Raw genomic sequence first — 20,820 nt, 5'->3', positions numbered from 1 at the left:
ACCTTTAAACAATAAGATTTTCGATGGTTTGCAGAAAGTCATCTAAATCGATAGGCTTGCCCATGCCCTGGATATGGCGCTTATTGATTTCATGACGTGGTAAATGGGCGCTCAACATCAAAGCCGGAACATGCGCAAGCTCTTCTATGGAATGCAATTGATCGTACAACTCGATGCCGCTCATGCGCGGCAATTGATAATCTAAAATAAATAAATTTGGCCGGATCTCCTTGACCATCTGGAGCGCCTGAAATCCATCTGAAACAAGTATAGCTACAAAAGACGTTTCTTGCGTTATAGCTTGTTGTAACACTTCACCGATGTTTATATCATCCTCAACTAACAGGATAGTTTTTACGTGCGAAGGAGATAAGGCGCTCGTCCGATGCTGATTAATTGGCACTGGATCATGAGCCATTACACTGCTCCATACAATCGTACAGGTATTCATTCAACAAGTCACATCAATTTCGTTCATTACCGAAATTGTATTTAGACTATACCACGTTTTGCCTGAGAAAGATAGTTTCATTTCCTTCGCTACATATGAGCGTCAGGGCATTTATGTCTTTTCTATGTGTTATTGGACGCATGTATGTAACTGTTTATTTAGGTTAGCACGTATAATTATATAGACAGACGCATACGATAGAGCCAAACGAATGATTGAAGCGCGCTTTCGAGCACAAAAAAGCGCGCTTCAGCTTGACAATAGGATACTCTATCGCATACAACTAAACATATGGACTATATCCTCTCTAGACTGCTCGAAGTAATATTACCAGAAGAGCAGACAGGGGCCCGCAATGTCACATTAGGAGGGAAATCCCCTCCTAATTATATTTGAGTTGAGTAAGGAGAGACGTTTTATGGCTTTTGAGCTTCCTAAACTGCCGTATGACTACGCTGCGTTAGAGCCGTATATCGACACTCAAACCATGCAACTGCATCATGATAAGCACCATGCCACCTACGTGAATAATTTGAATGCAGCTCTTGAGGGTCATCCATTCGCGAACCTGCCTGTTGAGGAAGTGCTTCGTCGCCTCAATGAGGTTCCCGAGGCAAAACAGACCGCTGTCCGTAACAATGGCGGTGGCCACATGAACCACACCATGTTCTGGGAGCTGATGATTCCTGGTGGCAGCAAAGAGCCTACTGGCGATCTGGCTACGGCCATCAATGCCAAGTTTGGTTCTTTCGAGGATTTCAAAACAGCTTTCAACGATGCGGGTGCCAAGCGCTTTGGTTCTGGCTGGGCCTGGCTCATACTGGATAAGAGCGGCAACCTGGCGATCACCTCGACCGCTAATCAGGATAACCCGGTACTCGATGGCAATTATCCTGTCCTCGGCAACGATGTGTGGGAGCATGCCTACTACCTGAAATATCAGAACCGCCGTCCTGAGTATCTGAGCGCCTGGTGGAACGTCGTGAACTGGGATGTCGTCGCCAAGCGTTATGCGCAGGCTCGTGGCCTCTAATACTATATAGGCATAGCTGAAGCAGCTGGATGTTCGTACGAATGTCCAGCTGCTTCTCTGTTTTTTAGAAATTGGATGCAAGGCCCGAACCTACGTGCCTGATTCAAGCGGATGCGGATGCTGATAGAATAAGCCAAAGCGCAGCAGGCCAGCCATACCGAGGACGATCATAATCACAGCGCAGGCGCTGATGCCAGCCATCACAGAGATATGCGCGAACATAGGTACGGCACCAAGTAGTCCCAGGGATGCCCCAACGTTGGCCAGCACCATGCGTAGACTATAGACTTTCCCCAGTTGGCCCACTGGGAGCTCGGTTTGCATGATAGTTAACATGGTGATGTCTCCCATCGGGCCACCAATAGCGGCGAAGGCAGATGCCAGGATAGCCAATGGCAGGGAATTGGCCCAGGCCAGTACCAGGAAACCCAGCCCAACAATAATTTTGCCCACGAAAATGATTGGAATCGGCCGTCTGATACAGATACTTCCCATCACCAGATTGCTCACGACATTGCCAATCCCATAGGCGCCGATAATCAGGCCGAGCGCACCCACGTTACTCTTCAAGACCTGGTTTACCAGTAGTGGTACACCGATGACAAAACTAGCGCTCCAGGCCAGATTCATCACACCATTTAAGGAGATGGCCCAGCTCAACGGTCGATGCTGGCCGACGAGTGTGATAGCGCCCCGAATATCACTCCAGATACCTTTAATGCCAGCGTCCACCGGTAAGCGATCTTTATCCTTCCAGACTACATGTCGTCCTAACGATAAGATAGCCAGCGCTGAAATGACATAGCTGACTGCATCCAGGGTAAAGAATTGAGACAGTGGCATAAAGAGAACCAGCAACCCGGCCATGCTGGGTCCAAGTGCCCTGGCTAGACGAGCGGTCACATCCATCAAACCATTGGTGGCCTGCAAGGTTGGCACATCGCCAGCCAGAGCAGGCAAGCTTGCCTGTAAGGCAGGATCAAATAATGATCCCAGGCTCCCAATTACAATAGCAGCCGCCACCAGTTCCCAGAACTGAATAGCGCCAGAAAGCGCCAGGATCGTCAGCACGCCCACTGTACCAGCCCGTATGATATCAACTACTACCATCACTGTACGGCGGTCCCAGCGATCGGCATATACGCCTCCCAACAAACCAAATATTAGCTGAGAACTTGCCGAAGCCGCCGCTACAATACCCGCGCTACTACCAGCCGCCCGCACAGCTATCCAGATCACCGCCAGGTTATAAAGATAGTCCCCCATCGAAGATAATACCTGACTCACCCAAAGCCAGGCTATTGATGGACGACGCAAGGCCATCAAAAACCCCATATGCTCCGTTTTCCTCCCTCTCGAAAAAGCTCATGAGAAAAGTATAGAGGAAGTTATGCTATAATCCAATCCAATATTACCTATACTTGTTATTAGATTTTTTAATAGCTGATATAGAGCGTACGCATTTCTGTGTATGTAGAAGTGTGTCGCCCCTGGAAGGAGCGACACAAAAGGTGGATCATGGATACTGAGCAATTATTGACATTTGAACACATTGTGCGCGAAGGCAGTTTTAGTCAGGCCGCCCGCATCTTGAATCTGTCGCAGCCAACTATGAGCACACGCATTCAAACCCTGGAGGAAGAGGTGGGCGGTGCGCTCTTTGTGCGCGGCGGACGGAAAGTGGCGCTCACCGAGCGGGGCGAGAGCTTTCTACCCTATGCCCGACGGGCACTGGAAATCCTGGCTGAGGGTAGAGAGGTGGCCCAGCTGACCCAGGAAGGCAAGCGTGGCCGCGTAACCATTGGCACCTTGGAGTCGTTTAGCGGTGGCTTCCTGGCTGCAACTATCGCAGAATTTCACCACAGCCATCCCGAGGTTGAAATATTTGTGCGCACCGGGCATAGCCAGCAGGTTGAGCAAATGCTGTATGATGGAGTTGCACGCCTGGGCCTGATCGGCTGGCCGTTTTTAAATCCTGATCTCACAACTCTGTTACGCTTCAGAGAACCGCTGATCTTTGTCGCCCCACCCCAACATCCACTGGCACAGCAATCCTATGTGCAGGCTGAGGATATTCATATCCATGCTGCTCCTCTATTGCTGGTCCAAAAAGGCTTCGCGCTCAGCGAGGTCCTGACCCATATTCATCCCCATCCCGAACGTACAATGGAGCTGCCAGTGCATACGGCGCGTGAATTATTGCGGCAGGGCATCGGGGCAGCCTTTATTACGCGCTCCGCCATAGCAGAAGAGTTGGCCAGCGGACAGGTAGTCGAGATTGGCGTGCAGGATATTACGCCCAGTTATCGCGAAAGTGCCCTGGTGCGCCTCAGCCGCAACCACGCTCTCCCGGCAGCCAGCCGCGACTTCATCAGGGTCTTACGTCAGCAGGCAGACAATAACTATCAAATCAACGCTTGACACAGCCTGACCCATTCTGTACACTGAACCGCGATTAAAGGTCGATCAACAGGCAATCTATGTGCAGAATAGGTCAGTGCAGATGGAAGTATACGATCTCGCTTTTATAAGCAAGCTGGCCCGCAATCCCAACTATGTCCTATCTTCTCAAGAAAAGCTGAGCTTGCAGGCCAACCAGCGGGCGCTACGCCAGGCCAGCAGCATTATTATCTTATTAGGCGGCAAGGCGGGCCGCCTGGGAGAATGCGTGGTGGGCACAGCCTTGCTCGAAGGGACATTACAGATGCTGCTCTCTCTGCACAAAGAAAACATCCCCGTCCAGATCTTGATAGATCAAAGCTCAGTTACACTCTTCGATATCAGCAGCTATCAGCAGGCATACTGGCCAGAAATCAGTATGCAGTTGATGGAAACGCCATTGACTGCTGACGATCTCATCTCTATGCGCTCCGCGACAGACGCGGATCAAGAAACGCTGGTGCTGGATTTCCATGGCGCCCATGATAACATGCCAACCCATACACAACGATCTACCACGGCTGGCACGCTCACGGTGCTGGACAACCTCTTTCGGGTGGGCATTCGCTACTATGCCTGGCGTGGACCGGAGCGGCGCTATGCTGATTTTCTCTGCGAGCTCTTTGCTCTACCAACCTCCACGCTGACAGGATCGACGACACAGCCCTGCATCCGACTCACATCAGCAGACGAACAACGCTACCAGCAGATCCAGCACAGCATCTCGCTCGCCTCCGATTCCATCCTTATCGTCTGCTTTTTTCAGTCGGTCGTGCTGGCAAAATGCTATGAGCTATGGGATGAAGTTATGCAGATGCTCTGTGAGTATGCCGCGCACAACATGCCTGGCAAAAAAATCAGCTTTGTACTGGCCTGTGGGCCAGATGAGAATCTACCAGAGGGCTTTAAAAAGGCTGATATGATCGATTGGCTCCAGCATTTCAGTGGCGTGCAGGATAACGCCCATGTCCATTTCTACAGCACAGAAACCCTGCGCGATCTGGCTATTCTGAGCAGCCACGCTACACTGGCCCTCTCAGATGACACAGGGCCCGGGCATATCTCGGGGGCCCTGCACATTCCAACCATTGTTCCTTTCCTGCCAGGCAATATTTACGCCCGCATTATCTGGTCGTCCACCTTCTGGCATCATGGCGTTACTCTCGATCCTAATCCCTACAGCGATCAGCAGATCGAGGCCGCCGTCATCTGGGGTAAAACCGACATCATCGATAGCATTCCACCGGCAAGCCTCTATCAAGAAGCCGTGCGCGTGTTTGAAAACCCTCCTCTACGCGCCTTCGGCCCCTGACACTACGCGCCTGCGGACACCCGAAAGAGAACGTATTGCCACCAAAATATTTTATGCTTTATTAACTTTTTAGCATTGACATACTTACATTATTCAATTTAAACTACAGATACTTGTATGTGTCGTATGGATGTTGAAGTGAGAAAGGTTGGGTTATGTTTTCGACACTAAGGCAACGCATCAAATATCGCATCGCTCATATCCTCTATAATATGTTCGAAGCCAGAATCGACGCTCAAAACTGGTCACAGACGGTTACCTGCACCTCCTGCAGTCATATTATTCCAGTCGATGCCTGTTTCTGCGCGTACTGTGGTATAAAGGTAGGCACTTTCTTCGCGCCACCCATGGCTGTTCAACTACAGGATACAGATCCGCTCCTTTTTGAGCAGGTGACAATTAAGCTACCATCTGAGAATCAACAACACCGTTTCCTACGCTCTGTGCGCGACATGAAAACTGCTGATCGGGGCCCGGCTACAAGAGCGCATCGCCATCTACAAGACTACGCTTCGCACCCACCTATCCCCGGGAGATAGTACTTATAGCGAAATCTATTGACTTATCCACATTCTCTGTGGATAAGTGTGGATAAGTATCAGAGAATGTGGATAAGTCGAACAATTCACAGAACAAATCATCGGACAGATGAGGAGTTTTCCACACTTACCAGCCAGAATAATAATGGGTTAACATATGTGCGCAAAGGAGGCTATAAGATCTCTGTTCTTACAGCAATGAGGCATGCAAACGGGGAAGAGCGTCTGAAGCTGGCATAACAGGCAGATTACTGTGCCACAGTTGATAAAAGTGTAGAACACATTGACAATGTTTTTTGAGACGCTTACAATTTAGCCAGCAGCATGATCAATAGCCTGGCTCTGTCCAACAGAGTTAGATGGCGAGAGAAAGGTTCCGGGAGATGGATAGTATGCCGCAGGTGCCGCAAAATGATCGGACAGATAAAGACCCATGGGGTCCACCGCCTCGTAGCCTGGCCGGTATAATGAGCTGGGGCGAACAGTTACTTCCACTATCCTATGCAGCGTTAGAATCCTGCTGGATGGGCGCCGTGCTCATCGGACTGGCACGCGTCCATTTTCTAGGGCTGGATCAGCCTTTTACTCCGCTCTGGGGACCATTTTTGTTGATGATTACCTCAACCTGGTGCGCGCTGGTCTTACCAGATCAAGCTCTGAAGAACGATGGCAAAAAGGCGGCACGTACCCATACAGGCAACCTGGCGTTTGTTATTCAAGCCATTAGCGTCCTATGCGCAGTATGGGGCACATTCTATGCAGGAACGAACGCGCTATGGAATCCAGCCTGGCTGATGGCTCTTCTCACTGATTTCTTGCTCTTCAATCAAACCGCCTTTGCAATCATTGCGATCATCATCATTTCGTATACGCTTTGCTATCGCGGCATTCGGGCTGCGCGCTATGTATTGGAGCCCAGCGAAACGCTGAAGAGTATTATCATCGGCAGTATTATCTTTGTGGGTGTCTGTCTCATACCGCCTGCAGGCGCCAACGACCAGGCCTACCTGCTTCTGCTAGTGCTGCTCTTCTTCTCTTTAGCACTGCTGACCAGAGCTCTATCTCATGCTATTTTTACACGCCAGTATCATCTCACCGGCCTGCAGGGCAGCAAATTTATGCAGGATAGACTGATCCTGTCTACGGTAAGTATGATCTGCCTTATGCTGGCGGTTGTTGGCTTAATCCTGGGACTCACTATCAATCCAGGCCTGCTGGCCGCGGTCCAGCAATTTTTGTCACCGCTGGGTAAGATCTACGATGGAGCGACCTACGCCATTGCCTGGGTAATGGCATTCTTGATTTCCTGGATTCCGCTGGATCCCAGGTTTAAATTTGCCCAACCCAAGTTAAACAGGCTCACCCCACCGCAGGGTCTACATCAAAAATCGGGAACACCAGTCCCTCCAGGCATACAAACGATAGCGGGCTTGATTTTCATTGCTCTGCTGATTGCGCTTCTAACCGCCGTGATCCTCCTCATCGTGGTCCTGCTGCGCAAACGCAAAGCTGGCAAACTTTCACTTGACCTGCATGAAAGCCTGTGGTCCTGGGAGCTGTTCTGGCAACAAATTACAGGTCTGCTAAAACACTTATGGCAACGCCTTAACCGCCATAAAGACGAGCAGCCCGTACATATCGGGGAACAACGGATTGAAGAGGATGAGACGCCTGTTCTGCGGGATGTGCGTGCGATCTATCGCGCCTTTCTACAATGGGCGGCCAGTCAGGGTTATCGGCGACAACATGCGGAGACGCCTGGGGAATTTCAACAGCGACTGGCTCAACCCCTGCCGGCTTTTGAGCCGGAAGTGCGGGCGGTAACGGAGATATATACAGCCGCACGCTACAGCCATGTACCGCCCGGAGACGCAGAGGTAGCCAGGATGCAGCAAAGCTGGCTCGCGCTCCAGAGCAAAAGCGCAGGAAACAAGCCATAGCCTCGGACCGCCGATAGGACAGTGCGGACAAACCCTATTCTTCGCTGCGTATCTCACCGCCAGATACCCGGTAGCGATGAGAACGCTGCAACATATCGGTGGGAAAACCATCCAGGTCAGTTGAGGTCAACATGACCTGCTCATACTGAGCCACCTGATAAAGCAGATATTCACGACGCGAGGCATCCAGTTCGCTGAACACATCATCTAGCAAAAGGATGGGCTGATCGCCGGTACTGGTATGCATAAAAGTCAGCTCGGCCAGTTTTGCCGCCAGGGCCGCCGTCCGCTGCTGTCCCCGCGAACCATAGGACAGCATATTCACGCCGTTGACCAGGAACTCCAGGTCATCACGATGGGGACCACGCAGGCAGACGCCCTGCATAATCTCTTTTTTGCGCGTTTCACGCAGTTGTGCTTGATACTGTTGGGGTGCCTCGCTCAAACTCCAACTGGAATCAACCTTAAAAGAGGGCCGATAGACAATCTGCAATTGTTCACGTCCGCCGCTGATGGTGTGCTGGAATTGATTGGCCTGCTCATTCAGCGCGTCAACCATGCGCCTGCGCTCATAAATAATCTGATTGGCAAGTTGAATCAATTGCTCATCCAGATAATTGAGCATCGTCGGATCTTCTTGATTCTCACGAATACGCTTCAGCAGTGCCGAGCGCTGGGCCACCACCTTACGATATTTGACCAGCGCCACGCTATAGCGTGGCTGCACCTGGCACAGCGCCCGATCCAGAAAGCGCCGCCGCTCTTCGGGGCCACCATCCACCAGATGCAGATCCGAAGGTGCGAACAGCACCACCTTCATCTGCCCGATCAAATCAATGGTCCGTTTCGGTACTCCATTCACTTTATAGCGTTTCCGAGGCGCATGGGCGGGCAACTCAATGCTACGCGGACTCACAGTAACACCCGAGGAAGGCGCAAAAGTAGGGGGAGTCGGGTCCAGGACCAGCACCTCAAGTTGAATGCTATCCTCCCGCCTCCGCACCGTGCCATCCAGGCGTGCCACATGATCGGGAGCCGACCAGCTCACAACTTCACGATCACTGGAGGCATGAAAAGAGGTCGCCGTCGCCAGCATACTCACTGCTTCAAGCAGATTTGTCTTCCCCTGAGCATTATCTCCATGAAAGAGAAACACACCCGGGCCTAATGGCAATTCCAGCTGTTGATAATTCCGAAAATCCGATAATGTGAGGCGAGAAAGATACATGCACCCATCCGTGAAGATCTACACTAGCAATATAAAAACAGGGCGAGGACAACCTCGCCCTACTATTTCCATTCTTATCAGCCTGGCAGATGTGGAAAAATGTTAGCGATTTGTGCTCATTGGCATGATAACATACGTATATTCAGCTGCACTCACTGGCTTTACAACGCCAGGACGAGCAGGCGATGTCACTTCCAGGGCTACCTCGGGCGTATCCAGGATTGCCAGCACATCGCCCAGGTATTTGACATTGAAAATGATCTCCTGCTCAGGGCCATCTACGGCCGCATTGATGGTGGTCACATTGTTGCCAACATCTTCCGCGGTCGCTTCCAGGGTCAGAGAACCGGCGCCACCATCTTGCGCACCGCCGCTGGCAATCTTGATACGGGTAATATTGGAACTATCGCGCGCAAACGGTGTCACTGTCTTGACGGCAGCCGCGAACTCTTTGGTCTCAACAACGGCACGCGTCGTATGTTCCTTTGGAATAGCCGCCTTAATATTGGGGAACGTTCCCTCGATCAAACGCGAGACCAGGTCGATATGCTCGGTATGAAAGAGCACCTGGCTACGGTTCGGAGTCACCACCATCTGGACCGCTCCATCAGAGGGCAGAATACGAGCCAGCTCGCTCAAGGTACGCGCCGGGATCAAAATACTGCTGTGACTGGCCGTGTGACCAGCCAGAGGAGCTACACGCAGCGCGAGGCGGAAGGCATCGGCCGCCGCGAACGAAACCTGTTCATTGGCCACCTCAACCAGCACGCCCGTAAGAACGGGGCGCGAGTCATCGTCGGCCGCTGCAAAGACCACCTGGGCGATCATATCCTTCAACATGCCCGCATCCAGGATAATGGGCTCCTCATCGCCTTCTGCACTTGGAATCAGCGGGAACTCTGACGGGTCCATGCCCTTAATATTGGCATTACTACCAGTGCTCTTCACATTGACATCATGAGACTCTTCAGCGACGGTCAACTCTACCTGGCCCGGACGCAAACTATTGACCAGATCGGTAAAAGTCTTGGCCGGCACCGTAGTTGAACCATCTTCTACGATTTCGGCATCAATCAAGCAGTTAATACCAATCTCGAGGTTGGTAGCCGAGAGCTTCAAACGCCCCTGGTCAGTTGACACTAAAATATTTGCCAGGATCGGAAGCGTACTCCGGCTTGAGACAGCATGGCTCACAATAGAGAGGCCACGACTCAAATCCTGTTGCTTACATGTGATTTTCACGAAAGATTTCCTCCAGACACAACCAAAACGCAGACATTTCCACGCTAGTATAGCGCATGTTGAATGCACTTGTAAACGCGAGCGCAACATATACGATAGATCGATCGCTGACGTAGCGGCACATGGCAGCGGCGCTATTTCGGGTAAGGTATGTTAGCCAGTCATTTCTATCGTACATATCCCACCTAAATAATATTCCTCAACAGCGGAAGAAAAGAGGATGTTAGTAGCAAAACTCAGGTGAACTAGTGCTGACAGCTCATATCGACGAGATAAGATATATGTATAGGGCGGCACGTAATAGCACAGGCCAGCAAACTTCACAGAACATAGTCCTATTCATTTAAAAAAATGAGCACCGAACATACACATACCATCATGGGATGTTATAATACATTTATCTACGCGGGGCGGCTCATCCCTTTGTGTTATTCCTATCATGGGCAGGCGCCACCGCTGTATGCCATACTATAAAGAGCATTCGTATATGCCACATGATCGCAGCTAGTTATGTCGCCACTTATCAGCAGTCGTAGCGATACCAGTGGTAGGGGCAAAATACATATTCTGGACGGCTGCACTCATACAATTAAATGACATTGGAGTGAATAACGTTCACAGTTGCCTTTTGATGGCATTGCCATACATTTGGATGAGCAGAACCGCCTGGGAGGCTTGACATTGCTTCCGCACAGCTTGCCTATGGCGACAAAGCTAGTCGCTCGTAGCGGCATTTCCAAATGCTTTATAATGGCATCAAAATGCTTTTACGGCATGTGTTACTGAGAGATGAGGGGGATGATGATCCATGGCAAAAAAAATCCTTATAATGGACGATGACCCAACGATCGCTGATCTACTCACAGAAGCATTGGCAGATGAAGGGTATGAAACCTTTATGACCACCCAGAGTCTGCGCTTCTATGACGCTGTGCGTGAGCACCAGCCAGACCTTGTCATGCTCGATCTGATGATGCCATACCTGGATGGGCGCGATGAGCTAAAATTAATGGCCATGGCGGTTGATCGCCAGATTCCGGTCATTGTCGTCACAGCATTTCTGGGTGCTGGCAACGAAGAGAAAGAGTTCCGCGAAGCTGGCGTAGCTCATATTGTCTATAAACCATTTGATCTGGATAAGCTTGTTGAACTTGTCAAACAAACTATTGGAGAACCTGGGGGAAGAAAAGCATGAGTGCTTCCGTAAGTGCTCCTGTTCGCGTTGCACTGGATGCTATGGGTGGCGATAATGCGCCCGGTGAAATTATTCTGGGTGCGGTACAGGCAGCTCGTGAATATGGTATTGGTGTTTACCTGGTTGGGCGCGAAGAGGTGATTCGAGCTGAGCTAGCTAAACACGACACAACTGGACTGGACCTGCCAATCGTCCATACCGATGAAGTGATTGAGATGGACGATCATCCAGCGACCGCTGTACGGCGAAAGAAAAATGCATCGATCATTCTAGCTTTACAGCTGGTACGCGACGGGAAAGCACTGGGAGCTGTCTCCGCAGGCAATAGTGGCGCCATGATGGCCGCATCTCTCTTTACGCTCAAACGCCTTCCAGGCGTCGATCGACCGGCCCTGGGAGGTATCTTTCCCACCAGGGATAAAGCTTGCCTGGTGATCGATATGGGGGCCAACACCGACTGCAAACCTGAATATCTGCAACAATTTGCTCTGATGGGCTCTATCTATATGGAGCGCATTTTTAATATTCCCTCTCCCCGTGTTGGCCTGCTGGCCAACGGAGAAGAAGAGAGCAAAGGCAATCAGCAGGTCGTTGAAACCCATAAATTATTAAAACAAAATGCAGCGGTATTGGGCATCAACTTTATTGGCAATGTGGAAGGACGCGACATCCCTGCCGGTGTAGTCGACATTGTGGTCTGCGATGGCTTTGTGGGCAACGTTGTGCTCAAATTGAGCGAGGGCCTGGCCGAAATCCTGCTGGGGTTGATTCGGACAGAAATGACCAGTTCATTGGTCAAAAAGCTGGCCGCAGCCATCTTGAAACCCGGATTGCGCAAAGTCTTTAAGCGCCTTGACTACGCCGAATATGGCGGTGTACCGTTGCTGGGTATTAACGGATCAGCCATTATTTCACATGGCCGCTCCAATGCCAAAGCGATCAAAAATGCTCTCCGCGTCGCTCGCCAGACTGCCGAGACGGGCGTGGCCCAGGCGATCGCCGAAGGGTTGACAAAAATAGAGCAGGGTCAACAGCCCCAGGCTGAAGTACAGCAAGTAGACAAATAAAAAGCACACCCATGATATGGGTGTGCTTTTTATTTGTCGCCTGCGGCGGCACGGGGAAGAGGGGAGAGGAATTGGGGGCACAGCTTGATCATGCCCCCAGCATGCTCGCCAAACCCCCAGTCAAGGGGCTCGCCGCCCCATAGGTGCGAACGTAAGCAGTACCTAAACAATTGAATCAACGAAAGAGACCTCAGACAGATGAGAGATACAGCGTCTGGGCCAGTTGCGTGACCACATCTGATTCCTGATGCACGCGGTTTTGTGGATGATACCGCACTACCTGCCGCATCTGGAAGAGCGACGCTTGGATCTGCGACCACGTCCAAGTGCCCAAGATCATCGTGTGCAGGCTTTGAGCAAAGACGGCACACAGCGCCCAGGTACTCAGCGGCCCTGGCAGGCACTCTCTCGCTTGCTCGTGCAACTCACGACGTGCTTGGCTCACCTGCTGCTCCAGCAGGATCCAGCCCACCAGCATGGCCGCAAGCACCGCTTGATTGCTTTGCAGATCATCACTGCGCAAGCGGTGCAAACGCACCAATTGCTTGATGCGCTTGAAAAGCAGCTCGATCTGCCAACGCGCCCGATAAAGCTGCAGGATCTGCTCGGCTGACCAGCGATCGGCAGGCAACGAGGTGAGCACCACCAACCAATCTGCGATCTGGATCGTCAACGCCTGGTTGGTGCGCCCATTCTTGCGTGCCTTCTCCTTTCGCTTGCTGTGCGCTCGTTTGGCCGCCTCCGGGCTCAGATGAACGGCCACCAGACGCATCGGTTGCTGGCGGGTACGCACCTGGAACACAACGTTGGCTTCTCCCTTGCCGGTTGGCTCCAATTGGCTCAGCCAGCCAGAGAGATCAAACGGCGTCTGGCCATCGGCCTGCAGTAAGGGCATCGTGGACCAATGCAACCGGGTCACGACATCGACCCCTTCATCCAATTGATCCAGGATCGCTTGGCGACGACAATAGGCACAGTCACCGACAACAATGTCTCCACGATGTCCATGGAAGTGTTTGAGCCCTTCGCCCACATGGTGATCCGTCAACAGAATCTGGTCCAGCCGTTTGCCAAGCAGATCATAACTGCAGTGCAAACGGCGACTTTCTCCCGAGCGTCTCCAGGTGCGGAGATGGGTGGCATCTACCAGATGGATCCGTCCGGTGAAGTCCTTGGGCAGACCCAGTGCTTGCTCTGGCTGGGTCGATCCCACCAGCGTTTGCACCATCGAGAGCAACCAATCGGAGGATTGATGCATCCGTTTGGCCCACGAGCGGGCTCCATTGGAACTCAGTCCCGTGCTCACTGCCCAGGCTGCGACCTCACGGAACGAGCGGAAGCAAAACACATAGGCAAAAAGACCACGCAGCAAATCGGTGGGGCACTGCAATCCATTGGCACGGCTAAAGGCCTGATGGATAAAGGCTTGCTCATTGACATCTGGGGGTAAGAGAGCAATGATCTCTTGCCATTGGGCATCGTTCATCTGGCCCAGGAATTGCTCTGTCAGACATTTTTGCGTATGATGGGGTCGGCTTGACATGGTTTTTCTCCTTCGTTACGTTTTCGTTTTTGTCACGATACAAGAGAAAGACCGTGTTTGGCCTCTTTTTTCGTTGTTCAAGTACTATTTTGCTTACGTTCGCACCTATGGGCTCGCCGCCCCTTGCATCCCCGCTCCAATTTTACCCTCGACGAACGATACCCTTCCCCATAGGTTCGGGCCTTGCGCCCGATTTGTTCCACAACGTATATCTCCGCGTCAAAAAATAGGTTCGGGCCTTGCACCCAATTTGTTCCACAACGCATATCTTCAGGGTTTGAAGCAATAGCCTACTCCACGCACGGTTTGGAGCAGACGCGGATGCGCAGGATCTTCTTCTAGCTTTTGTCGCAGCCAACGCATATGCACATCAACTGTGCGCGATCCCTCCGCCTGCTCATATCCCCATACCTGCTGGAGCAGCCGTTCACGCGATAGCACCACCCCTTGATGACGTACCAGATAGAGCAGAAGGTCAAAAAGAATCGGCTGGTGAAGCTCGATACAGCGATTATTATATATCACCTGGTGTCGATCGATATCGATAAAAAGTCCATTGACCGAGATCTGCTCACCCGCAGAGTAGGCAATTTTGCGGCGCATACCTGGCCGAACAGAGTTTTTGTGCTGGCTCCAGCGCTTGCCGCTGCGCGCCAGCGTACGGACACAGGCCAGCAACTCTTGCCACCAGATTGGCTGCACAACATAATCATCTATCTGGATCGAAGAACGCTCTATCCGCGTAATCTCAATCGTACTGTGCACCAGTAATAGTTGAGCAATTGAGGCCGTTGCGCGCTCGGCCCGCAAATTTTGACAGGTCGCAAATTGGTCAGCATAGCATACTGCTACATCGAAGATAACCAGTGAAGGTTCAAGCCGGGAAGCGAGATCAACAACCATGCAGCTCTGCTCTAACGCCTGGACAATATAGGCCTCTTCTTGTAATTTTGTTGTGATGTACTGACGCAGATTTTTATCTTTTACTACAACCAGAATAGTTCGTGGCATCGCTGGATTCCTTGCGATAAAGTGTTCTGGAGAATGTCATGAGCGGAAAACGTAACCAACACCGCGCACGGTCTGGATAAGTTTAGGACTGGCCGGATCTTCTTCGAGCTTTTCACGCAGCCAGCGTACGTGTACATCAACAGTACGAGTATCGCCAGCATAATCGTAGCCCCAGACATTATGTAGCAGTTGGTCACGGGTCAAGACAGTACCACGGTTACGCACCAGGTAGGTAAGCAGGTCAAATTGCTTGGGCTGGAGATCTAAATCCTGTCCACGGCAATTGACGCGTCGTCCGGCCTGATCGATACGCAAGGGTCCGGCCACCAGTTCGCTACGCGGTGGGATGATACCACCATTATCTGTCGCAGCGTCTTGTGGAGTGGTGCGCTCTTCCTGCACCACAGGATAGTCTACCCGACGCAACAGAGCCCGGACACGAGCAAGTAATTCGCGGCGTCCAAAAGGCTTCGTAACATAATCGTCCGCCCCCACTTCCAACCCCACCACTTTATCGATCTCCTCACCCTTAGCGGTCAACATGATGATGGGAACAGCGGCGGTACGATCTTCGCGCCTCAACTGACGGCATACTTCCAGGCCATCCATGCCTGGAAGCATGATATCAAGCACAATAAGATCTGGATGCTCTTTACGGGCCATCTCCAGGGCGCTCATGCCATCCATGGCCGTGACAACCTGGTAACCAGATTGTTCCAAATTATATGCAATGGCTTCAATCAAGACGGCTTCATCATCCACTACAAGTATTTTACGTACCACAACCGCCTCCTGCCTGGTCTCTTAGCCGAAACGTCCACTGATATAATCTTCCGTTTCTTTCTGTCGAGGACGCTCAAATAAATTGGCAGTCGGTGCCACCTCGATCAATTTACCGCTCAAGAAAAAGCCGGTAAAGTGAGAGACGCGAGCCGCTTGCTGCATATTGTGCGTCACAATTACAATCGTATAATCTTTGACCAGATCGGTAATCAGTTCCTCAATCTTTAACGTAGCAATAGGGTCCAGGGCCGAACAAGGCTCATCCATCAGCAGAACCTCGGGCTCTACAGCCAGGGCACGCGCGATACACAAACGCTGCTGCTGACCGCCGGAAAGGCCCAGCGCCGAAGTGTTCAGACGATCTTTCACTTCATCCCACAGGGCGGCTCCGCGCAGGCTCGTCTCAACTCGCTCCTGAATAAACTTCTGTGATTTGCCCTGCACCTTCAAACCATAAGCCACATTCTCAAAAATGGACTTGGGGAATGGATTGGGGCGCTGGAACACCATCCCAATACGCTGGCGTAACAGGACAACATCGGTCTTCTTGTCATAAATGTTGAAATTGTCGAACAGGGCCTCGCCCTCAATGCGTGTATTGGGGATCAGATCATTCATGCGATTAAGGGTACGTAAAAAGGTGGACTTACCACAGCCAGAAGGACCGATCAGGGCCGTTACCTGGCGCTCACGCAGCGGCAGTGAGACATCATACAAAGCTTGCTTGGAACCGTAAAAGAAATTGGTATGCCGCACATCAACTTTTGTACCAGCCGACGTGTTCAAGGTCTTAGTTGGATCGAACTCGCCCATATGTCGAGCAGCTTCAGAAACTAGAGGCATATTCTCCCTGGACTCCATTCGTTCTAGAGGTCGAACTTGATAGTTTCCTTCAACTACCCGAGTCCGATCCTGGCGTTGATTCTCCATCACTTCTCCTCATAATCATTGAGCACAATAAAGCGGTCCTGCCAACTAGGCCAACAGGTACTCTTTATGTAATGGAATGGCGGCATCCACAATCAGGCGATCATCTACAACAATCAAACGAATATAGCGTCCTGCCAATGCCTTGCTAATGAAGTAAGGTCGTCCCTCGTAAGAGATATGACCACTTCGTGCAACCTTGCGTGAATAGATATTCGCGCCTTCAGGAAGAGTCATGTTTTCAGCCAGGTTATTTGCTGAAATATTGATCATTAGCTGATCCTCGCTTCTCGTATGTTTGCATCACATTCTGGATGAATGCTCGTCAGATTCATTAAAAGTTATGATACTTATGCAGCCATGACCCGGCGCTGGATAAAACGACCCAGGAAGCGCGAGCCAAGATTAATCACTAATAGAATGATAATGAGCAGGGCCGCTGATCCAGCCGAGACCGCATTGGCCACATGTTCTGGAATGGTACCCGCGCCAACAGTCTTGAGAAACCAGATATGGATCGTCAGATTATCGGTACTGATCATAGGATTCAGTGTGTACACATTTGAGGGATTCGAGGACCCCATGGTAAAGATGAGCGCAGCCGCCTCAGCAATGACTTTTCCGGACGACAGCACTATACCGGTGATAATACCTGGCAGGGCTGCAGGCAAGACTACAGTGCGGATCATATGCCACTTGGTGGAGCCCAGAGCCAGGCCACCCTCGCGCTGCTCGCGTGAGACCGATACCAGCGCATCCTCAAATAGACGCAACGCCACGGGAAAATTGAGGCAGAGCAAAGTCAACGTACCAGACAGGCGGCTCAGGCCAAATCCCAGTACACTGGAAAAGACCAGGTAGCCGAATAGACCAAGAACCAGCGAAGGAACGCCAGCCAGCGTCTCAGCAGCAAAATGGATGACCGTCACCAGGGGTCCCTGGCGCGCATATTCCACCAGATAGATAGCGGCGGAGAGAGCAATGGGAACCAGAATGATCTCTGAAAAAACCAGTAGGTAAATGGTATTAAAGATCTGTGGGCCAACGACGCCGGTACCATCTGTACCATAGAAATCTGGATTGATCAGATAGGGAACACCATCGATGAGCAGTTTAACAATGATGGCGATAAACAGGAGTGCCGACAATGCCGTAATCAGGGCCAACACGGTGCTGGCAATGCTATTATTAAGGTGAAGTCGACGCACCAGACGTCGCAACGCAGCTACACGTTGCTGCTGCTCCTGATCAGCGAAAGCCGGCGAAATTTGTTGCTGAGCACTCATTTATACACACTCCTACTGGCAATGTAGCGGCTCAAGCAGATAAACAAGAACGAAATGATTAAAAGGACAAAGCCCAGCATAAGGTAACCATTGCGCTCTGTGCCAGAGGCCTCAGAAAAGTAGTTCAAAATGGCATTAGTGATGTTAATATTTGGCTGAAAGAACCACCCCAGTGAGAACGGCCCATTCGGCAAATGCGTATCGCCCTGTAAGACCATACCAACCGCCAGCGCCTCACCAATCGCGCGGGTCATACCCAGCACAACCGCCGTGGCCAGGCCAGCTGAAGCGGCTGGGAGTATGGCGCTTTTCATCGTCTGCCAGCGGGTCGAGCCCAGGGCCAGGCTGGCCTCGCGCACACTTTCAGGCACCGCGGTCAACGCATCCATTGAGACACTCACAACGGTCGGCAGAACCATTACCACCAGAATCAAAGTGGCTGCGCCCCAACCTACACCGGCATTGGCTGCGCTCGGTGCGATCGGTGCCGCAACCTTTGTCAACCAGGGCACCAGCACGATCAGACCCAGAAAACCAATAATTACTGATGGCATACCGGTAAAGATCTCGATCAGGGGGCGCAATAAAGCATTCACCCATTTAGGCGCCATCTCAGTCAGATAGAGAGCCGTGGCAAAAGATAGTGGTGTCACAATAATAGTTGCGAGCAGAGTCGTAACCACCGAACCCAGAATGAAACCAAGCGCCCCATAACTGGGAGAGTCCGCTCCGGGATCCCAATTAGTGCTGGTGAAAAAGTTCTTCGCCGCTGGATCCTGGAACATCTTCAAACCATTGAAGCCCAGAAAAATAAAAACGCCAAAAATAATGGCTACCACGAGAATGGCACAAATCAGGAAAACACTATTGGCAACCTTGTCGCTAAAACGACTACGCCGGGTTCGTGCGCTACGGGTATCTTGCGAAACCTGAGCATTCACACTATTAGCCGCCACAATGCACTACTCCTTACCTGAGGGAACACTCTTATTTAAGATTTTCTATTATCGTGTATATATCCTGGAACAGCCCTTAGCAGGCTATCCCAGGAATACAATGTGTATGTATGTTGCGTAAGTAACTTCCGCTACCTGAGTGTGAACTTAGGCTTTGGGAGTTTTAGCAGCCAGGGCATCAGATGACAGAGCACTGATCTCCATGAAACCGTACTGCTGGCGCAGGGAGGCAGCATCGGCACTTTTAACATAATCGATGAAGGATTTTGCCAGGCCGCTAGCAGCACCTTTGGTGTACATGTGCTCGATGTTCCAGAACTTGTAAGCGTTGGTCTTTACGTTGTCCTGGGTAGGCTCCTGACCGTCAATTTTGACGGTGGTCAGATTGTTCTTTTTAGCGAAATCGATGGTGTCGTAGGAGATCGAGCCGCTCTTGCTCTGCACGTTGGCAGCAACGTCGCCAGAGGTTTTAGCGGTGCTGTGGTTGGCGCCAGAAACGCTCTCATCCATACCACCAAGGACATATTTGCTGAAGGTGTTGCGGGTACCGGAACCCGAAGGGCGGCTGATAACAGCGATCTGCAGGTCAGGGCCACCAACTTGTTTCCAGTTGGTAATTTTACCAGTGAAGATGCCTTTGAGCTGCTCAGAGGTCAGGTTAGTAACACCGGTAACATCTTTATTGATGATGACAGAGAAGATAACAACAGCAACCTGGTTATCGGTCAGGTCAGAGTATTCTGGATTTTTCTTCAGGCTGACAAAATTGTCAGAGTTACCAACCTGCAGGCCACCCTCATGGACACCTTTCAGGCCAGCGCCACTACCTGTCAACTGAGTTGTGATGTTCGCACCAGAGCACTGACTCTGGTAGCTTTTCGCAGCAGCCTGAACCAGGGGTCCCAGAGCGGTCGAACCACCGGTACCCAACGTGCCAGAAACACAATTGATCTTGCTGGTTGTGCCACTTTTGGTCGCAGTTGGCGTGTTATCAGCACTTGGTGTGCCACCTGTTGAAGCACCACATGCGGTCACCAGAACACTCAGCATTGCCAAAGCGGTCAGAATAATTGCAATGCGCCACTTAGTTAACATAAACGCTCCTAACTCTCCTAATAACGAGTCATGAAATTATTTGCGCAGAAAAAATTCAAAATTCTAGTATTAGAATTTCTTTATCGTGTTGTCGCATTCATAAATTAGCATTGCTGAATTAACTATGCTTTATGGATATGTTAATTTACTGTTAAAATTCATCAATTTAACATTAACAATCCCTTTTACTCATCCACACAATAAGGTGAAAGAAGTAAAAGGGATTGTTAATGGTGTCAGTTATGGCAAAAAACGGGGCTAATCAGCTGGTGTTTTTTTCGAGGGCTGTGTGCCTGCACTTTTCTGCTGGCGCCGGGCGGCGCTGCCTAATTTTCCAATACGGCGGTAAAAATCGGAGTCCTGGCGTGCCTTCGTCATATTTCCGCCCTTCCGACCCATGGCCGCAAAGTGCTCTACTCCATACTTACTGACGTTGGCTTGCCCGCCCTTCTGGGCGATCTCACGGTAATACTCACTGCCACGTTTCGCTTTCAGCGTGGTGCCTCCTTTTTTCCCGATACGGCGATAATAATCTTCGCCATATTTATCGCGTACCGTACTACCTCCCTTACGACCAGCTTCAGATGTTGACATTGGTACGGGTTTCACATCATCTTCAGACAACATAACACTATCCCCTTTCCCCGGACTTCCACCCAGGCAACCTGAAGGCCCCTGCACCCGCTAGCTGATGCGGCCCTCACCACACATTCCATATATCTGCATATGTAAAAATAAGGCACACAAAAACGCTTTGCTATGCCCATAAATCT

20 protein-coding genes are annotated in these 20,820 nt (G+C 51.1%); 7 read left to right on the top strand and 13 right to left on the bottom strand.

All coding sequences use genetic code 11. The features are described from left to right. Positions 1-4: 4 nt before the first annotated feature. A complete protein-coding gene (locus JMI88_RS23630) occupies positions 5-418 on the bottom strand; it encodes a response regulator (protein WP_201364430.1) in 414 nt (137 codons plus the stop codon). Between the two features lie 451 nt (positions 419-869). Here JMI88_RS23630 and JMI88_RS23625 point away from each other — a divergent pair, with 451 nt between their 5' ends. Further along, a complete protein-coding gene (locus tag JMI88_RS23625; RefSeq protein ID WP_201364429.1) occupies positions 870-1,484 on the top strand; it encodes a superoxide dismutase in 615 nt (204 codons plus the stop codon). A gap of 90 nt (positions 1,485-1,574) precedes the next feature. Here the strand turns inward: JMI88_RS23625 and JMI88_RS23620 are convergent, their stop codons facing one another. Further along, positions 1,575-2,819, bottom strand: coding sequence for an MFS transporter (locus JMI88_RS23620; protein WP_201364428.1), 1,245 nt, complete (start codon positions 2,817-2,819; stop codon positions 1,575-1,577). Between the two features lie 183 nt (positions 2,820-3,002). On the opposite strand from JMI88_RS23620, the gene JMI88_RS23615 reads away from it, so the two are divergent. From JMI88_RS23615 to JMI88_RS23600, 4 genes are all read left to right on the top strand, one after another. Next, on the top strand, positions 3,003-3,905 hold the full coding sequence (locus JMI88_RS23615; protein ID WP_201364427.1) for a LysR family transcriptional regulator: 903 nt from the start codon (positions 3,003-3,005) through the stop codon (positions 3,903-3,905). A gap of 82 nt (positions 3,906-3,987) precedes the next feature. Then, positions 3,988-5,235, top strand: a complete 1,248-nt coding sequence (locus tag JMI88_RS23610; protein WP_201364426.1) for a glycosyltransferase family 9 protein — start codon at positions 3,988-3,990, stop codon at positions 5,233-5,235. Between the two features lie 155 nt (positions 5,236-5,390). After that, a complete protein-coding gene (locus tag JMI88_RS23605) occupies positions 5,391-5,774 on the top strand; it encodes a hypothetical protein (RefSeq protein ID WP_201364425.1) in 384 nt (127 codons plus the stop codon). Between the two features lie 383 nt (positions 5,775-6,157). Next, a complete protein-coding gene (locus JMI88_RS23600; RefSeq protein ID WP_201364424.1) occupies positions 6,158-7,714 on the top strand; it encodes a DUF4129 domain-containing protein in 1,557 nt (518 codons plus the stop codon). Between the two features lie 34 nt (positions 7,715-7,748). On the opposite strand, the gene recF is transcribed toward JMI88_RS23600, so the two are convergent. Beyond that, positions 7,749-8,942 carry a DNA replication/repair protein RecF gene (gene recF, locus JMI88_RS23595; protein ID WP_201364423.1) on the bottom strand — a complete coding sequence of 398 codons (1,194 nt, stop codon included), beginning with the start codon at positions 8,940-8,942 and terminating at the stop codon, positions 7,749-7,751. A gap of 102 nt (positions 8,943-9,044) precedes the next feature. Then, a complete protein-coding gene (dnaN, locus tag JMI88_RS23590) occupies positions 9,045-10,184 on the bottom strand; it encodes a DNA polymerase III subunit beta (RefSeq protein ID WP_201364422.1) in 1,140 nt (379 codons plus the stop codon). A gap of 808 nt (positions 10,185-10,992) precedes the next feature. On the opposite strand from dnaN, the gene JMI88_RS23585 reads away from it, so the two are divergent. After that, on the top strand, positions 10,993-11,379 hold the full coding sequence (locus JMI88_RS23585; RefSeq protein ID WP_201364421.1) for a response regulator: 387 nt from the start codon (positions 10,993-10,995) through the stop codon (positions 11,377-11,379). Next, the gene (gene plsX, locus JMI88_RS23580) at positions 11,376-12,446 is read left to right on the top strand and encodes a phosphate acyltransferase PlsX (RefSeq protein ID WP_201364420.1); all 1,071 of its coding nucleotides are present in this window, start codon (positions 11,376-11,378) and stop codon (positions 12,444-12,446) included. The genes JMI88_RS23585 and plsX overlap by 4 nt, the downstream gene beginning before the upstream one ends. A gap of 190 nt (positions 12,447-12,636) precedes the next feature. On the opposite strand, the gene JMI88_RS23575 is transcribed toward plsX, so the two are convergent. From JMI88_RS23575 to JMI88_RS23535, 9 genes are all read right to left on the bottom strand, one after another. Next, positions 12,637-13,989, bottom strand: a complete 1,353-nt coding sequence (locus JMI88_RS23575; RefSeq protein WP_201364419.1) for a transposase — start codon at positions 13,987-13,989, stop codon at positions 12,637-12,639. Between the two features lie 270 nt (positions 13,990-14,259). Next, the gene (locus JMI88_RS23570; RefSeq protein WP_201364418.1) at positions 14,260-15,000 is read right to left on the bottom strand and encodes a winged helix-turn-helix domain-containing protein; all 741 of its coding nucleotides are present in this window, start codon (positions 14,998-15,000) and stop codon (positions 14,260-14,262) included. Between the two features lie 36 nt (positions 15,001-15,036). Continuing rightward, positions 15,037-15,783: a response regulator gene (locus JMI88_RS23565; RefSeq protein WP_201364417.1), complete on the bottom strand. Its 747-nt coding sequence runs from the start codon at positions 15,781-15,783 to the stop codon at positions 15,037-15,039. 21 nt (positions 15,784-15,804) lie between these two features. Then, positions 15,805-16,596 (bottom strand): phosphate ABC transporter ATP-binding protein PstB, encoded by a 792-nt coding sequence (gene pstB, locus JMI88_RS23560; protein ID WP_201364550.1) that lies wholly within the window; start codon positions 16,594-16,596, stop codon positions 15,805-15,807. A gap of 162 nt (positions 16,597-16,758) precedes the next feature. Beyond that, entirely contained in the window at positions 16,759-16,983 is a 225-nt protein-coding gene (locus tag JMI88_RS23555) for a hypothetical protein (RefSeq protein WP_201364416.1), read from the bottom strand. Positions 16,984-17,060: 77 nt separating this feature from the next. Beyond that, on the bottom strand, positions 17,061-17,996 hold the full coding sequence (gene pstA, locus JMI88_RS23550; protein WP_201364415.1) for a phosphate ABC transporter permease PstA: 936 nt from the start codon (positions 17,994-17,996) through the stop codon (positions 17,061-17,063). Continuing rightward, positions 17,993-18,952, bottom strand: a complete 960-nt coding sequence (pstC, locus tag JMI88_RS23545; RefSeq protein WP_201364414.1) for a phosphate ABC transporter permease subunit PstC — start codon at positions 18,950-18,952, stop codon at positions 17,993-17,995. The genes pstA and pstC overlap by 4 nt, the downstream gene beginning before the upstream one ends. A 147-nt stretch (positions 18,953-19,099) precedes the next feature. After that, entirely contained in the window at positions 19,100-20,047 is a 948-nt protein-coding gene (locus tag JMI88_RS23540) for a phosphate ABC transporter substrate-binding protein (RefSeq protein ID WP_201364413.1), read from the bottom strand. Between the two features lie 258 nt (positions 20,048-20,305). After that, a complete protein-coding gene (locus JMI88_RS23535; protein WP_201364412.1) occupies positions 20,306-20,674 on the bottom strand; it encodes a hypothetical protein in 369 nt (122 codons plus the stop codon). Between the last annotated feature and the right edge of the window lie 146 nt (positions 20,675-20,820).

Source organism: Dictyobacter formicarum (genome assembly GCF_016587435.1).
Note: the sequence above shows the minus strand (reverse complement) of the source record. Positions and strands in the feature narration are given on the sequence as shown.

Coding starts and splice junctions, on each gene's coding strand:
- JMI88_RS23630 (WP_201364430.1), bottom strand. CDS start 418: ATGGCTCATGATCCAGTGCCAATTAATCAGCATCGGACGAGCGCCTTA.
- JMI88_RS23625 (WP_201364429.1), top strand. CDS start 870: ATGGCTTTTGAGCTTCCTAAACTGCCGTATGACTACGCTGCGTTAGAG.
- JMI88_RS23620 (WP_201364428.1), bottom strand. CDS start 2,819: ATGGGGTTTTTGATGGCCTTGCGTCGTCCATCAATAGCCTGGCTTTGG.
- JMI88_RS23615 (WP_201364427.1), top strand. CDS start 3,003: ATGGATACTGAGCAATTATTGACATTTGAACACATTGTGCGCGAAGGC.
- JMI88_RS23610 (WP_201364426.1), top strand. CDS start 3,988: ATGGAAGTATACGATCTCGCTTTTATAAGCAAGCTGGCCCGCAATCCC.
- JMI88_RS23605 (WP_201364425.1), top strand. CDS start 5,391: ATGTTTTCGACACTAAGGCAACGCATCAAATATCGCATCGCTCATATC.
- JMI88_RS23600 (WP_201364424.1), top strand. CDS start 6,158: ATGGATAGTATGCCGCAGGTGCCGCAAAATGATCGGACAGATAAAGAC.
- recF (WP_201364423.1), bottom strand. CDS start 8,942: ATGTATCTTTCTCGCCTCACATTATCGGATTTTCGGAATTATCAACAG.
- JMI88_RS23585 (WP_201364421.1), top strand. CDS start 10,993: ATGGCAAAAAAAATCCTTATAATGGACGATGACCCAACGATCGCTGAT.
- plsX (WP_201364420.1), top strand. CDS start 11,376: ATGAGTGCTTCCGTAAGTGCTCCTGTTCGCGTTGCACTGGATGCTATG.
- JMI88_RS23575 (WP_201364419.1), bottom strand. CDS start 13,989: ATGTCAAGCCGACCCCATCATACGCAAAAATGTCTGACAGAGCAATTC.
- JMI88_RS23570 (WP_201364418.1), bottom strand. CDS start 15,000: ATGCCACGAACTATTCTGGTTGTAGTAAAAGATAAAAATCTGCGTCAG.
- pstB (WP_201364550.1), bottom strand. CDS start 16,596: ATGGGCGAGTTCGATCCAACTAAGACCTTGAACACGTCGGCTGGTACA.
- JMI88_RS23555 (WP_201364416.1), bottom strand. CDS start 16,983: ATGATCAATATTTCAGCAAATAACCTGGCTGAAAACATGACTCTTCCT.
- pstA (WP_201364415.1), bottom strand. CDS start 17,996: ATGAGTGCTCAGCAACAAATTTCGCCGGCTTTCGCTGATCAGGAGCAG.
- JMI88_RS23540 (WP_201364413.1), bottom strand. CDS start 20,047: ATGTTAACTAAGTGGCGCATTGCAATTATTCTGACCGCTTTGGCAATG.
- JMI88_RS23535 (WP_201364412.1), bottom strand. CDS start 20,674: ATGTTGTCTGAAGATGATGTGAAACCCGTACCAATGTCAACATCTGAA.